We start from the raw sequence: 12478 nt of genomic DNA on the forward strand, positions 1-12478 counted from the left end.
CGCGGGGCAGGGTTAATCGGCCGTTATGAGCACGCGGGCCTTCATTACCGGTGTATCCGGAACGGAACTAACAGCCGCCGAGCGGGAGTTTATCCGTGCCGAACGCCCATGGGGCTTCATCCTCTTCAAGCGCAATGTCGAGGCGCCGGCTCAAGTTGCTGCGCTGGTTGAGGAATTGCGGGCGGCTGCGGGCGCAGCTGACGCGCCTGTCCTGATCGACCAGGAGGGTGGCCGGGTGCAGCGGCTGGGCCCGCCGCACTGGCCGGTCTATCCGCCGGGCGCGATTTTCTCGACCTTGTACGACGCTGATTCGGTACTTGGATTGACGGCTGCGCGCCTCAGCGCCCGGCTGATTGCGTCGGATCTCGCCGATCTCGGCATTACCGTGGATTGCCTGCCGCTGGCTGACGTGCCGGTGCCGGGTGCCGATGCCGTCATTGGGAACAGGGCTTACGGCACCGAGCCGGGCAAGGTCGCCGCGATCGCGCGCGCGGTCACCGAGGGCCTGGAGCAGGGCGGCGTGCTGCCGGTTCTGAAGCACATTCCCGGACATGGACGCGCCACCGCCGACACCCATTTCAAACTGCCGACGGTCGATGCTCCGAGGGACGAGCTCGACCGGACCGACTTTGCGGCATTCAAGCCGCTGGCCGACCTGCCGATGGCCATGACTGCACATGTTGTGTTTAGCGCGGTCGACCCCGCCCATCCGGCGACGACTTCTGCGACAATGATCACTCAGGTGATTCGCGGCGTGATCGGGTTCCAGGGTTTGTTAATGAGTGATGACGTGTCGATGAACGCGCTGTCGGGGAATATCGCCGAACGGACCCGCGCCATCTTCGCGGCCGGCTGCGACATGGCCCTGCATTGCAACGGCAACATTGAAGAGATGCGCGAGGTCGCCGGCCAGACATCTGAGCTGTCCGGCACGGCGCTGGCGCGCGCGAAGGCCGCACTTGCGTCGCGCAAGGCACCGCAGCCGTTCGACCGGGCGGCCGCACGCGCCGAACTGGACGCATTGATCGCACGGGCAAACACGGCATCCGCATGACCGCAGAAATCCTATCGTTTGAAACCGGGCGGCCTGCAGAGCTCGCCGAGGGTGAGCCGGCGTTGGTGGTGGACGTCGAGGGCTATGAGGGCCCGCTCGACCTGCTGCTCGCGCTGGCGCGGCAGCAGAAGGTCGATCTCGCCAAGATCTCGATCCTGGCGCTGGCCGACCAGTACCTCCACTTCATCGAAGCCGCGCGAAAGATCCGGCTGGAGCTTGCTGCCGATTATCTCGTGATGGCGGCCTGGCTTGCCTTCCTGAAGTCGCGCCTGCTGCTGCCGGAGCCGCCGAGTGCGGAAGGCCCGAGCGCAGAAGAGATGGCGACCGCGCTCGCCAACCGCCTGCGCCGGCTGGAAGCCATTCGCGAAGCCGCCAACCGGCTGATGAACAGGCAGCAATTGCTGCGCGACATCTTTCCGCGCGGCGAGCCCGAGCAGATCGCGGAGATCAAGCACCCGAAATACACCGCGACGCTGTACGACCTGCTCACCGCCTATGCCGCGCAGCGCCAGTCGCGCGTGCTTGCGAGCGTGCATCTGGCCAAGCGCACGGTGTGGTCGCTCGCCGAGGCGCGCGCCACGCTGGAGCGGCTTGTCGGCAGCATCAGCGAACAGGACGACTGGGGCGTTCTCGACGACTTTCTGCTCCGGCACGTTGCCGATCCGACGCAGCGCGCGACGGTGCTCGCCTCGAGCTTTGCGGCTGCGCTCGAACTGGTGCGTGAAGGTCAGCTCGAGCTGAACCAGAAAGAGGCGTTCGCGCCCATCTATTTCCGGAAGGGGCGCCCGAAACCGGTCGTGGACGCAGCTCCTGCGCCTGATGCGCCGGTCGGTTAAGTGCAAGAAGGAGAAGCTACCATGGCAAGCCTGGCTGAAGTGCGGGTAGAAGAGGCCGAGCCGATGGGGAACGAGTCCCAGGCACGTCCTGAAGAGCTCCGGCTGCTGGAAGCGCTGCTGTTTGCTTCGAATGAACCGCTGGACACCGCGACGCTGGCCAAGCGCATGCCTGATGGGGTCGACGTCAAGGCTGCGCTCGAACAGCTCCAGGCCGACTATGCCTTGCGCGGCGTCAATCTCGTGCGCGTCGCCAACAAATGGACCTTCCGCACGGCCGGCGATCTCGCCTGGCTGATGACGCGGGAGAGCACCGAGACCCGCCGCCTGTCGCGTGCCGCGATCGAGGTGCTGGCGATCATCGCCTATCACCAGCCGGTGACGCGCGCCGAGATCGAAGAGATCCGCGGCGTCGTCACCTCGAAGGGCACGCTCGACGTGCTGCTGGAGACCGGCTGGATCAAGCCGCGCGGTCGTCGCAAGACGCCCGGCCGCCCCTTGACCTTCGGAACCACCGAGGACTTCCTGTCGCAGTTCACCCTGGAACAGCTTGGCGATCTGCCGGGCCTGGAGGAGCTGAAGGGCACGGGCCTGCTGGATTCGCGCCTGCCGACCGGATTCAGCGTGCCGACCCCGTCGGATGACCCGCAGCTGCGCGAGGACGAGGATCCGTTGGAACCGGGCGAGGACCTGGATCTGGCGCTGGCGCCTGCGGTCGAGCCCGAGACGCCGGAAGGCGGCAATGAGGGCGGCGAGGGTGGCAGCGAGGACTGACGTCCCGGCCGTTTAGAGGCTCCCTGCGACCAGTTAACACTGGCAAGATTACGTAGCGCCAACAGCGAATTGGCGCTGCCTTGGTCCTTGTTTTTGAGGCCTGCCAAGCCTAGGTTTCCGGGAAGATCGGCCGGGTCCCCGGCCAGGTGTGTTTGGAGGGTTGCAGGATGGGTTCGCTTAGCATTTGGCACTGGATCCTGGTGATCGCAGTCGTCCTGCTGCTGTTCGGCCGCGGCAAGATTTCGGATCTGATGGGCGACGTGGCCCAGGGCATCAAGGCCTTCAAGAAGGGCATGCAGGACGACGACAAGGTCGCCGACAAGCCCGAGCCGGCCAAGTCGATCGAGCACGCCGCCGCGCCGCCGACCGCGGCCCGGTCCGACGTCGGCAGCAAGGCCGTCTGAGTAAGCGTACGCGAGACGCGGGTGACGGCGCCGATCCTAAGCGCGAAGGATTGGGCCGGTCGCGGCTGGCGTGAACGGAAGGCCTCATGTTCGACATCGGGTGGAGTGAACTGGTCCTGATCGGGGTCGTGGCTCTGGTCGCCATCGGCCCGAAAGAGCTGCCGGGCGTGCTGCGCATGGTCGGGCAGTGGATGGGCAAGGCCCGCAAGATGGCTGCCGAATTCCAGGGCCAGTTCCAGGAAGCGATGCGCGAGGCCGAAATGGCCGACCTCAAGAAGAGCTTTGACGAGGTCAAGGAAGCCGCTTCCGGCTTTGCCGGCAACAATCTGATGACCTCGCTCCAGAAGGATGTCAGCGACGCGCTCCGCGTCGATGCGCTGGACAAGCCGGCCGAGACCACCACGACCACCGCCGTCGAAGCGCCGGCGACTTCAAGCGAAGCGCTGGCGATTTCAAGCGAAACGCCGGCGACACCGACCACGCCGGAAGCGCCGACGCCCGAGACCTTCGTGGAAGCCGAGGCGCATGCGGCCGCGAACGAGCCGCTCGCGATCACCCGCGAGGTCGAGCAGGCCCAGGTTATGCAAGACACTGCGCCACCTGAGGCGATCAAGGACGTCAAAGCGTCATGAGCGACGCCGATATCGAGGCCAGCAAAGCCCCTCTGATGGACCACCTGATCGAGCTGCGATCGCGGCTGATCAAGGCGCTGCTTGGCTTTGGCGTGGCCTTCATCTTCTGCTTCTTCTTCGCCAAGCAGATCTACAACGTGCTGGTCTGGCCGTTCGTGTGGGTCGCGGGTCCCGAGAATTCGAAGTTCATCTACACGGCGCTGCTGGAATATTTCATCACCCAGCTCAAGCTCGCGTTGTTCGGCGCCGGCTTCATCTCGTTCCCGATCGTCGCGACGCAGATCTACAAGTTCGTCGCGCCCGGGCTCTACAAGCACGAAAAGCAGGCCTTCCTGCCGTACCTGGTCGCAACCCCGTTCTTCTTCGTGCTGGGCGCGGCGCTGGTCTATTTCGTGGTGCTGCCGATGCTGGTCCGCTTCTCGCTCGGCATGCAGCAGGCCGGCAGCGACGAGACCGCGCAGATCCAGCTGCTGCCCAAGGTCGGCGAATATCTGTCGCTGATGATGTCGCTGATCTTCGCCTTCGGCATCGCTTTCCAGCTTCCGGTGATCCTGACGCTGCTTGGCCGCATTGGGATCGTGACCTCGAAAATGCTGCGTGAGAAGCGCCGCTATTTCATCGTCATCGCCTTCGTCATCGCAGCCGTGCTGACCCCGCCCGACGTGCTGAGCCAGTGCTCGCTGGCGATTCCCCTGCTCCTGCTCTACGAGGGCTCGATCATCGCGGTCGGTATGGTGGAGAAGAAGGCGGCGGCGTCGAAGGCCGCCACCGGCACCGACGTGTCGACGCCGGCCAATCCGGCAGAGTAGGGCGCCACGTCCACCGGTGTCATTCCCCGCGAAGGCGGGGAATCCAGTACGCCGCAGCCTCTCGGGGAATCACGGGCGCCTCTGGAATACTGGATCGCCCGCTTTCGCGGGCGATGACAGCTGTGCTAGGGGGAACGCGCTGACGTACAACGTTCGCCGTTGTAGGTTTATGCGCTGATCCAGGACCACCGCCATGCACGACATCAAATCGATCCGCGACAATCCGCAAGCCTTCGACGCCGGCCTCGCCAGGCGTGGCCTGAAGCCGTTGTCGGCGTCGCTGCTCGCGATCGACGAGAGGCGGCGGGCGGCAATCCTGGCCTCGGAGCAGGCGCAGGCACGGCGCAACACCGCCTCCAAGGAGATCGGCGACGCCAAGAAGGCGAAGGATGACGCGCGCGCCGCCAAGCTGATGGCGGAGGTCGCCGAGCTCAAGACCACTATGCCGCAGCTCGAAGCCGTTGCGAAAGCCGCCGACGAAGAGCTTGCCACGGCGCTGTCGGCGATCCCCAATCTGCCGCTCGGCGAAGTGCCCAACGGCGTCGACGAGCACGGCAATGTGCAACGCCATGTCTTCGGCAACCGGCGCAACTACGCGTTTGCGCCCAAGCCCCATGACGATCTCGGCGGCGCGCTCGGTGACATGGATTTCGAGACGGCGGCCAAGCTCTCCGGCGCGCGCTTCGTCGTGCTGAAGAAGGGGCTGGCGCGGCTCGAACGCGCGCTCGGCCAGTTCATGCTGAATCTGCACATCGACGAGCACGGCTATACCGAGATCAATCCGCCGCTGCTGGTCCGCAACGAGATCATGTTCGGCACGGGACAATTGCCGAAATTCGAGGACGACCAGTTCTGGGCGATCAAGGGCGAGTTGCTCGCCGCACCCGATCTGGAGCGGCTGCGGACCGAGCGTCTCGGCATCATTCCGACAGCGGAGGTAGCGCTCACCAACCTCGTTCGAGAATCCATCCTCGATGAGAAGCAGCTGCCGATGCGCTTGACTGCACTGACGCCGTGTTTTCGCGCGGAGGCGGGCGCCGCAGGACGTGATACCCGAGGCATGATCCGCCAGCACCAGTTCACCAAGGTCGAGCTGGTGTCGATCACGACGCCGGAGACCAGCAAGGACGAGCATGAGCGGATGCTGGCATGCGCCGAGGAAGTGCTGCGCCGGCTCGATCTGCACTACCGCGTGATGACGCTTTGCACCGGAGACATGGGCTTTTCGTCGCAAAAAACCTATGACATCGAGGTCTGGATGCCCGGGCAGGGCGAGGGCGGCGCATTCCGCGAGATCTCGAGCTGCTCGGTCTGCGGTGACTTCCAGGCCCGCCGCATGGACGCCCGCTCGCGCGGTCCGGACGGCAAGCCACGATTCGTGCACACGCTGAACGGCTCCGGCACCGCGCTCGGCCGCGCGCTGATCGCCGTGATGGAGACTTATCAACAGGAGGACGGCTCGATCGCCGTCCCCGACGTGCTCCAGCCCTATATGGGCGGGCTGAAGGTGGTCGCGCGCGAGTAGGGCGTTTTCGAGCGGAGTGGATACCGGTTCGCGTCGAGAAAGCGCGTCAAACAAGATAAAAATCTGAAGTCCCGTTCCGATTCTATCGGAACGCGAACCCGGTGCGTGTTGCCCGGCTGTCACGCAGAAACGTTTGGTTGCGAAGATCGGGCGGCTGGTTATTCTGCCGGCCATCCGACAATGCGAACTCACTGTTCATGGCCTTGCACCGCGACATCTTCTGGGTCGGCAGACAATGGGCGGTGACAGGTGCCGGTATCCAGGCTGTCGATCAGCGTCTGCGTGGTGTGCTCGACATCGCGATCGCGCGGCTCTGGGATGACGATCTCGTGTGCAGCCGGCGGGCCAAGCCCGGCGTGAATGCTGCGGATTTCGACAAGGCGCTGACCGTGGCGCGCGAACGCTTTCCGCAGACGCCGGAGCCGGACCCGATCCTCGCGCAATTGGAGGCGCTCGGGATGATCGAGGCTCCGGTGGTGCCGGCGATGAAGCTGCGCGCGGAAGGCAGGCTCGCACGCTTCCTGCCGCAATGGCGCATCCGCAGGTAGCAGGACTAGGCTGGGAACCCGCCGCCGGACCCAGTCGGCCGGTTTGCCTGATCGGCCCCGGCCGGATAAGACGGCTCAGACCCGCTTCAGGAACGATTTTTAATATGCGCATTCTCTGCACGGATACAGTCAAGCGCTAAGAACGTTGTGTTTTCAGTGACTTAGATTTTCGCACAGAGACCCCATCTAACGCCCATCTAATTTGGGGCTAAGAACATAAAAAAAGGCGGGACTAGCCCGCCTTCACCACTTCCAAACCGCGCTTGCGTTTGCGCCCTTCAGGGGGGCGCCGCAGAGCCGCTGCCAGCGGCGAGTTTGGGTCTTGCAGATTGTGCTGCCACGCGGCGACCTCGTCCTTGAACCAGAGCTTGCGGTGCGGCCCGATCACTTGTCCCTGGGGGAACAGCCCGTCGCGTTCAAGCCGGAACAGCGTGGTGCGGCTCATGTGGATCATGGCGAGGATCTGGTCGGATGTGATCATCTCGCGCAGCTCGGCGCGGGGCGTCTCCTCGGTCATTGGTCAACGGCCTTGCTCTTGAGAATGATTTGAGCCCGACGGACGGCGTCCAACGCTCGCGCTAGAACGGTCTCGCAGTGAGCCAGTTCGGATTCGGCCCGCGTCTCGAACGCAGGCCGCAGGGGGAGCTGCTCGGCATGCCGGGCAGCCATCTCGGCGCCAGCCTCGATCAGGTCGAGGTGGCGGCTGACGGTTGCCTGCCAGATGTCGAGCGGCATGGGCATCAGGCGGCCTTGCGCTGGCGCTTCCGCATCGAAAACTCGACACCCTCGATGGTGAGAAAGTCGGCCACCAGTTTGGTGATGATATTGCCCCGGTTGGCCGTCCGGCCGGTCTCGATCTTGTAAGCCGCCGAGGCCGCCTCCGTGGCCAGCGCCAGACTGGCGTAGGCGACGTTGACCATCAGCGCCGCGCGCTGCACGGGGTCACCGACCAGTTGCAGCGTGCGCTCCAGCTCGTGACCGAGCCGCTCGCCGCAATGCAGGGTGAGATCCTTCAGTTCCTGTGAGCTGAGCTTGTTGGTGTCAGGCTTCTTCTTTTTGGAAATCATTGGTGACCTCGCGACAAATGCCTTCGGCCGGGTTGAGTTCGATCACATGGAGCACACGTCCATATTGTCCATGACTGATGTCCTCGGCCACGCTGGAGCGATCCATGTTGTCGGGCTCGATCTCATAGATGATCGGTCCCCGGTGGTGGTGCCCACAGTGGTCGGAAATGACGAGGTAGAGCATCCGGTCAAGCTTCACAGGCCGCGCTCCTTCAGGCCGTTGACGACGGCGCGGACGTGATCGACCTCGTCGTGCAGGGCCGCGTAAAAGGTGAAGTCCTCGTTGAGCTGGTGCTTCTGCTCGGCGGCGCGGGTCAATGCGCGCTGCACGATGCTGTCGATCTCCTCGTGCAGCTCCTTGGCGGCGGTGCAGATGTGATCCGACAGGCTGTCGATCATGCTGGCGGCGGCATCGCGCTGCGGCATGCCGTAGCCCGGCGGCTGGAGGCCGAGCGCGGTCGGGCTGGCGCGCCCGTAACGAAGATCGGTCAGGCGGTCGATGTCTTCTTTGATGCGGGCGACGTTGCTCGCCGCGCTGCCATCGGATTGCTGGAGGGTCATAGGCGCACTCCCTGAGACTGGTGGAAGGGCACCAAGCGTAGTCGCAATAAATGTGCAGTCAACGAGATTCGACTCGTCCCAAAGGGTCAGCCTGCCGGTCACAATGATACCGGAGGTCGTGCCTTCTTAAAGCTTTTGACTCTGGCCGGGCGGCCGATAAAGTCGCTCGCCCGTGACCGCCTCACGGAAAAAAACAATGACTGACCCAACCCAAGGGGAGAGAATCAGATGTCGGATGATCGGTTTAACGGAGACGAGACCAACGTCGAAGGCATCGCCTGCCAGATGGCCAGCAACTTTCCCTTTGAGGATGCGGAGGCCTGCGAAGAGATCCTCGAAGTGCTGCCTACGCTCGTCAGGGCTTCGATTGCGAGCCGTGCGAAGAGGCACGCGAAGCGCGGGCAGGAGTCCGAGAAGTAGCAGCCTTCTTCTTTCGCTTCGGCGTCTTATCGACGCTGGAGATCTTTCGGTGGGAGATCACAATGCGTGTGGTCTCCTGTTCTCCAGATTTCGCAAAACCTAGCTTTGCCTCTTCTTTTTGAGCTTTATTTATACGTTCGCGCATATCGACGGATAGATTGCCGTCCCATCCGAACCAGATCCACACCGGACAAATTCCGGGGATCTTTTCTATAAGCTCCCAAGCGGTTTCGCGCGGAATTGGATAACCGCGTTCGTAGTGATTCCAACGCTTGAAGGGCATCTCTAAGAACCTAGCAAACTCAACTTGGTTCATATTCATAACTTTGCGAAGGATGCGAAGACGCTTTCGATATTCCTCGCTGTTAAAGATTCGAAATTCTTTCATCTGAAAAATGTTCCTCCTCGTACATTCCTAAGTTGCTACCCCCACAGGAAGCACCACTAAACACTAACATAATTCCAGTCGCACTAGTTTCGTCTTTTCGTACTTAATTCAGTTTCACAGAAACTTCATCGCGCGTATGGTCCCAATAGATCTGACATGGGATCTAAATTCATGCGCACTCTCACCACCACCGAAGAGGTTGTCGCTGTCTTGGGCGGCCTCGAATCCGTCTGCGCCCTGACCGGGGCCCTCCCCAAGGCGGTCTATCACTGGACCGGCCGCGCCGAGATGTTTCCGGCCCGCACCTACTGGGTGATGCAGGAGGCCCTGAAGCGTCGCAAGGCGAAGGCGCCGCCGTCGCTTTGGAACATGATCAAGACCGAGAAGCGCACCGCCTAGATCCCGTCGCAAAGCAAGGGGATGTGCCATGGATCAACCCGTGGGCCGTCGGATATTTGCCGACGATTACGAAGAGCTGGAGCGGCTTTCAGTTTTCCTCGAACGCGCCCGCCCGTCCTTGAGCGAAATCAAGGACGTCGTCTGCGATTTCTATTGTGTCAGTGTGGACGAGGTCGAAGGTCGCCGCCGCTTCGTCACGGTGGTGTTCACCCGGCAGATCTTCTGCTTCTTCGCCCGCAAATACAGCAAGGCCAGCCTGCGCATGATCGGCATGCGCGCTGGCGGCCTCGATCACACCACCGTCCATCACGCCATCCGCCGCATTGAGCATCTCGCCCTGGTCCGTCCGCTCGTGCGCGACGACCTCGATCTGCTGCGGCTGCGCATCGCCGACAAGATCATGAAGCGTGTTGTTGTGAAGGGGACCGCGTGATGCTGCACCTCGCCAAGTCTCAGCCCAACGAGATCATGCTGCAACGGATGGTCCGCATCCTGCTCGACGTCCGCGCGTTGCGGGCGCTGACCCGGCCCGAGATCCGCGCGCTCTACGAGGAGATCGAGGCCGCGCGCGACGAACTCTCCCGCTTACTCGACAGAGTGGATGGCAAGCATGTTTAGCATCGACCAACTGCGTCTCGACATCGAGCGGCTGCTGCTCGACTACCCCGATCTCGCCGACGACGAGATCCTGCGCGCCGACATGCTCGACGGCGAAACCAACATCAAGGACGTGCTGACCACGCTGGTCGCCGCCATCGACGACCACAAGACGCTGACCGAAGCGATCAGCGCCCGCACCCAGCAGCTCGCCGGGCGCCGGGCCCGCTTCGCCCGCCGCACCGAGTTCCTGCGTGAGCTGGTGCTGAAGGTGTTGCAGGCGGCCGACCTCAAGAAGATCGAGCTGGCCGAGGCGACACTGTCGCAGCGCGCGACCCAGCCGCAGATCATCGGCGAGGTCGAGGCCGACCAGTTGCCGGACGAGCTGTGCAAGATCACCCGCGAACCGAGCCGCACCAAGATCCGCGAGGCGCTGCTCAAGGGTGAGGTCATCCCCGGCCTCGCGCTGTCCAACTCCCCACCCACCCTGACGATCAACACGAAGTAACGCCCATGACGTTCACACCTGAACAGATCGCCGATCTCCTCGCGCCGCTGTCGCGCAACGTCGTCAAGGCGCGCAAGCAGGGAGGTCGCGAGGTCTCCTATGTCGAAGGCTGGCACGTCATCGCCGAGGCCAACCGGATCTTCGGATTCGACGGCTGGGCCTCGGAGACCATCGAGGTCCGCTGCGTCTCCGAGAAGGACCGCCTGATCGGCGAGGCACAACGGCCGGGCTTCGGCGTCACCTATGTCGCCAAGGTCCGCATCACCACCATCGGCAACATCTTTCGCGACGGCGTCGGTGCCGGGCATGGCATCGACACCGACCTTGGTCAGGCGCACGAGAGCGCAATCAAGGAGGCCGAGACCGACGCCCGCAAGCGCGCCTTCATGACCTTCGGCAATCCCTTCGGCCTGGCGCTGTACGACAAGCAGCAGACCAACGTCGCCGACGAGAGCGAGATCGTCTACCGCCGCTACATTCAGGACACTACCGACATCATCGAGGCGTTTGGCCCCGACCACGACGCGCGGCTGCGCTGGTGGAGCGCCGAGGAGCAGAAGAAGGCCCGGCGCGATTTCAATCTGTCGCCCGGCGATCTCATCACCCTCAAGAACCTCATCACGTCGAAGGCGCCGAAGAAGGTGGCGCCATGAGCAACCGCGGCGACGGCGTCATCCTGTACGGCGACGGCGAGCCCGACATCACCGGCTACCTGATCATCGGCAACAAGCATTACGCCATCACCGGAGCGCGGGTGACGAAGCTTCGCACCCACATCAAGGTCGTGGAAGAAGGCGATTCCTCCGAGCAGAAGGATTTGTTTGATGCGACTGAACCCGGCAAAGGCATTTGAATATGCGTTGGTGCCGCACGGCGACGACGGTCGCCGGGTGCGCGGCATCATTGCGCATTGCGGTGCCTATGGCTGCAACAACGTCGCCACGGTGCCGGTGAACACGCAGTCCAACTCGACCGGCAACGACGATGAGATCGAGTTCAAGTTCATCTCGCGCAAGCTGGAGCGCATGGGCTGGCAGATTGGCCATGTCCGCTACCAGCACCGCTGCCCGAAGTGCCTCTCGATTGTGAAGTTCGACAACAAGGTCGAGGCCAAGAAGAACGGAGCACAGCCGATGAAGGTCGTGGAGAACACGCGCGTGATGTCTCGCGAAGACCGCCGCATCATCTTCGACAAGCTCAATCAGGTCTACGTCGATGACGCGGTCGGCTACGGCGCGGGCTGGACCGACGAAAAGGTCGCCACCGACCTCGGTGTGCCGCGCGCGTGGGTGCGTGTGATCCGCGAGGAAAACTTCGGCGACGAGGTCGCCAACGAGGACATCCGCAAGAAGCTCAATGAGGCCACCGCGCTGCTCGCCGAGATGAAGCAGATCGAGCCGGATGTGCGGCAGTGGCTGGCGCTGCTCGACAAGACCGAGAAGCAGCTCGCCGAGATCCAGAAGGTGTTCAAGTGAATCACGCGCAGCGCGCCCGCGACAACGCGATCTCGTTCGAGGTCAAGAAGGACGGCTTGCAGCAGCGCCAGTCCGGCGACTGGGTGCTGCGCCTGACGGTGCAGGCTATCGATATGCACCAGACCATCGTCGCCGCTGCGATGGGCACGCGCTTCGCGTGCGTCCTGGTCGAGGTCAACGACGACGAATCGCCGGTCGATCACGTCGCCATCGCGCGCGACAAGTGGCGCGAGCTTGGCTGTGCGAAGCAGGCAGGCATCCGCTGCAAGGAGCCGATCTTCCGCGCCTATCTGCGCGAGAGCTGGGGCTGGATCGACGTTGACACTGAAGAGGATGCAGCCGCCGCCGTGCGCCAGTTCTGCGGCGTGGCCTCGCGCTCCGATTTTGACAAGCCCGGCCAGAACGAGGCGCGGCTGAAGTGGCACAATCTCGACAACGGGTTTCAAGCGTGGCGTGTCGCCGAGCGCGCCTGAAGGAGACTGCC

Annotated in this window: 22 protein-coding genes; 16 read left to right on the forward strand and 6 right to left on the reverse strand. The window is 63.3% G+C overall.

Annotated elements, in window-relative coordinates:
* The first annotated feature begins 25 nt into the window (after positions 1 to 25).
* The 8 genes from nagZ (at position 26) to ACVJ5M_RS23465 (ending at position 6579) form a co-directional block, all read left to right on the forward strand.
* Positions 26 to 1054 carry a beta-N-acetylhexosaminidase gene (gene nagZ, locus ACVJ5M_RS23430; RefSeq protein ID WP_283016613.1) on the forward strand — a complete coding sequence of 343 codons (1029 nt, stop codon included), beginning with the start codon at positions 26 to 28 and terminating at the stop codon, positions 1052 to 1054.
* A complete protein-coding gene (locus ACVJ5M_RS23435; RefSeq protein ID WP_063983110.1) occupies positions 1051 to 1890 on the forward strand; it encodes a segregation and condensation protein A in 840 nt (279 codons plus the stop codon). The genes nagZ and ACVJ5M_RS23435 overlap by 4 nt, the downstream gene beginning before the upstream one ends.
* A gap of 21 nt (positions 1891 to 1911) precedes the next feature.
* On the forward strand, positions 1912 to 2661 hold the full coding sequence (scpB, locus tag ACVJ5M_RS23440; RefSeq protein WP_283016612.1) for an SMC-Scp complex subunit ScpB: 750 nt from the start codon (positions 1912 to 1914) through the stop codon (positions 2659 to 2661).
* Between the two features lie 167 nt (positions 2662 to 2828).
* The gene (locus tag ACVJ5M_RS23445) at positions 2829 to 3065 is read left to right on the forward strand and encodes a twin-arginine translocase TatA/TatE family subunit (RefSeq protein ID WP_028156107.1); all 237 of its coding nucleotides are present in this window, start codon (positions 2829 to 2831) and stop codon (positions 3063 to 3065) included.
* 86 nt (positions 3066 to 3151) lie between these two features.
* Positions 3152 to 3697, forward strand: a complete 546-nt coding sequence (gene tatB / locus ACVJ5M_RS23450; protein ID WP_283016611.1) for a Sec-independent protein translocase protein TatB — start codon at positions 3152 to 3154, stop codon at positions 3695 to 3697.
* Positions 3694 to 4506 carry a twin-arginine translocase subunit TatC gene (tatC, locus tag ACVJ5M_RS23455; RefSeq protein ID WP_063983113.1) on the forward strand — a complete coding sequence of 271 codons (813 nt, stop codon included), beginning with the start codon at positions 3694 to 3696 and terminating at the stop codon, positions 4504 to 4506. Before tatB ends, tatC begins: the two co-directional genes overlap by 4 nt.
* 193 nt (positions 4507 to 4699) lie before the next feature.
* Positions 4700 to 6031, forward strand: coding sequence for a serine--tRNA ligase (gene serS / locus ACVJ5M_RS23460; RefSeq protein ID WP_283016610.1), 1332 nt, complete (start codon positions 4700 to 4702; stop codon positions 6029 to 6031).
* Positions 6032 to 6228: 197 nt separating this feature from the next.
* Entirely contained in the window at positions 6229 to 6579 is a 351-nt protein-coding gene (locus ACVJ5M_RS23465; RefSeq protein ID WP_283016609.1) for a hypothetical protein, read from the forward strand.
* 232 nt (positions 6580 to 6811) lie between these two features.
* Here ACVJ5M_RS23465 and ACVJ5M_RS23470 read toward each other — a convergent pair whose 3' ends face one another.
* The 6 genes from ACVJ5M_RS23470 to ACVJ5M_RS23495 form a co-directional block, all read right to left on the reverse strand.
* Positions 6812 to 7096: a helix-turn-helix transcriptional regulator gene (locus tag ACVJ5M_RS23470; protein WP_354100072.1), complete on the reverse strand. Its 285-nt coding sequence runs from the start codon at positions 7094 to 7096 to the stop codon at positions 6812 to 6814.
* Positions 7093 to 7320, reverse strand: coding sequence for a hypothetical protein (locus tag ACVJ5M_RS23475; protein WP_354100073.1), 228 nt, complete (start codon positions 7318 to 7320; stop codon positions 7093 to 7095). Before ACVJ5M_RS23475 ends, ACVJ5M_RS23470 begins: the two co-directional genes overlap by 4 nt.
* Positions 7320 to 7646, reverse strand: a complete 327-nt coding sequence (locus ACVJ5M_RS23480; protein ID WP_354100074.1) for a hypothetical protein — start codon at positions 7644 to 7646, stop codon at positions 7320 to 7322. The genes ACVJ5M_RS23475 and ACVJ5M_RS23480 overlap by 1 nt, the downstream gene beginning before the upstream one ends.
* Complete coding sequence (locus ACVJ5M_RS23485; RefSeq protein WP_354100075.1) at positions 7621 to 7845, reverse strand: hypothetical protein; 225 nt, start codon at positions 7843 to 7845, stop codon at positions 7621 to 7623. Before ACVJ5M_RS23485 ends, ACVJ5M_RS23480 begins: the two co-directional genes overlap by 26 nt.
* Positions 7842 to 8207 carry a hypothetical protein gene (locus tag ACVJ5M_RS23490; RefSeq protein WP_354100076.1) on the reverse strand — a complete coding sequence of 122 codons (366 nt, stop codon included), beginning with the start codon at positions 8205 to 8207 and terminating at the stop codon, positions 7842 to 7844. The genes ACVJ5M_RS23485 and ACVJ5M_RS23490 overlap by 4 nt, the downstream gene beginning before the upstream one ends.
* Positions 8208 to 8562: 355 nt before the next feature.
* Positions 8563 to 9015 (reverse strand): helix-turn-helix domain-containing protein, encoded by a 453-nt coding sequence (locus ACVJ5M_RS23495; RefSeq protein ID WP_354100077.1) that lies wholly within the window; start codon positions 9013 to 9015, stop codon positions 8563 to 8565.
* Between the two features lie 171 nt (positions 9016 to 9186).
* On the opposite strand from ACVJ5M_RS23495, the gene ACVJ5M_RS23500 reads away from it, so the two are divergent.
* The 8 genes from ACVJ5M_RS23500 to ACVJ5M_RS23535 are packed head-to-tail and all read left to right on the forward strand — an operon-like array spanning position 9187 to position 12467.
* Positions 9187 to 9414: a hypothetical protein gene (locus ACVJ5M_RS23500; protein WP_354100078.1), complete on the forward strand. Its 228-nt coding sequence runs from the start codon at positions 9187 to 9189 to the stop codon at positions 9412 to 9414.
* Between the two features lie 28 nt (positions 9415 to 9442).
* The gene (locus ACVJ5M_RS23505; protein ID WP_354100079.1) at positions 9443 to 9847 is read left to right on the forward strand and encodes a helix-turn-helix domain-containing protein; all 405 of its coding nucleotides are present in this window, start codon (positions 9443 to 9445) and stop codon (positions 9845 to 9847) included.
* The gene (locus tag ACVJ5M_RS23510; protein WP_354100080.1) at positions 9847 to 10032 is read left to right on the forward strand and encodes a hypothetical protein; all 186 of its coding nucleotides are present in this window, start codon (positions 9847 to 9849) and stop codon (positions 10030 to 10032) included. Before ACVJ5M_RS23505 ends, ACVJ5M_RS23510 begins: the two co-directional genes overlap by 1 nt.
* A complete protein-coding gene (locus tag ACVJ5M_RS23515; protein WP_354100081.1) occupies positions 10025 to 10519 on the forward strand; it encodes a siphovirus Gp157 family protein in 495 nt (164 codons plus the stop codon). The genes ACVJ5M_RS23510 and ACVJ5M_RS23515 overlap by 8 nt, the downstream gene beginning before the upstream one ends.
* Positions 10520 to 10524: 5 nt before the next feature.
* Complete coding sequence (locus ACVJ5M_RS23520; protein ID WP_354100082.1) at positions 10525 to 11172, forward strand: RAD52 family DNA repair protein; 648 nt, start codon at positions 10525 to 10527, stop codon at positions 11170 to 11172.
* A complete protein-coding gene (locus ACVJ5M_RS23525) occupies positions 11169 to 11372 on the forward strand; it encodes a hypothetical protein (RefSeq protein WP_354100083.1) in 204 nt (67 codons plus the stop codon). The genes ACVJ5M_RS23520 and ACVJ5M_RS23525 overlap by 4 nt, the downstream gene beginning before the upstream one ends.
* The gene (locus ACVJ5M_RS23530) at positions 11344 to 11994 is read left to right on the forward strand and encodes a Med9 domain-containing protein (protein WP_354100084.1); all 651 of its coding nucleotides are present in this window, start codon (positions 11344 to 11346) and stop codon (positions 11992 to 11994) included. The genes ACVJ5M_RS23525 and ACVJ5M_RS23530 overlap by 29 nt, the downstream gene beginning before the upstream one ends.
* Positions 11991 to 12467 (forward strand): hypothetical protein, encoded by a 477-nt coding sequence (locus ACVJ5M_RS23535; RefSeq protein WP_354100085.1) that lies wholly within the window; start codon positions 11991 to 11993, stop codon positions 12465 to 12467. The genes ACVJ5M_RS23530 and ACVJ5M_RS23535 overlap by 4 nt, the downstream gene beginning before the upstream one ends.
* Positions 12468 to 12478 lie beyond the last annotated feature (11 nt).

The sequence above is a fragment of the Bradyrhizobium sp. S3.7.6 genome (assembly GCF_054061875.1).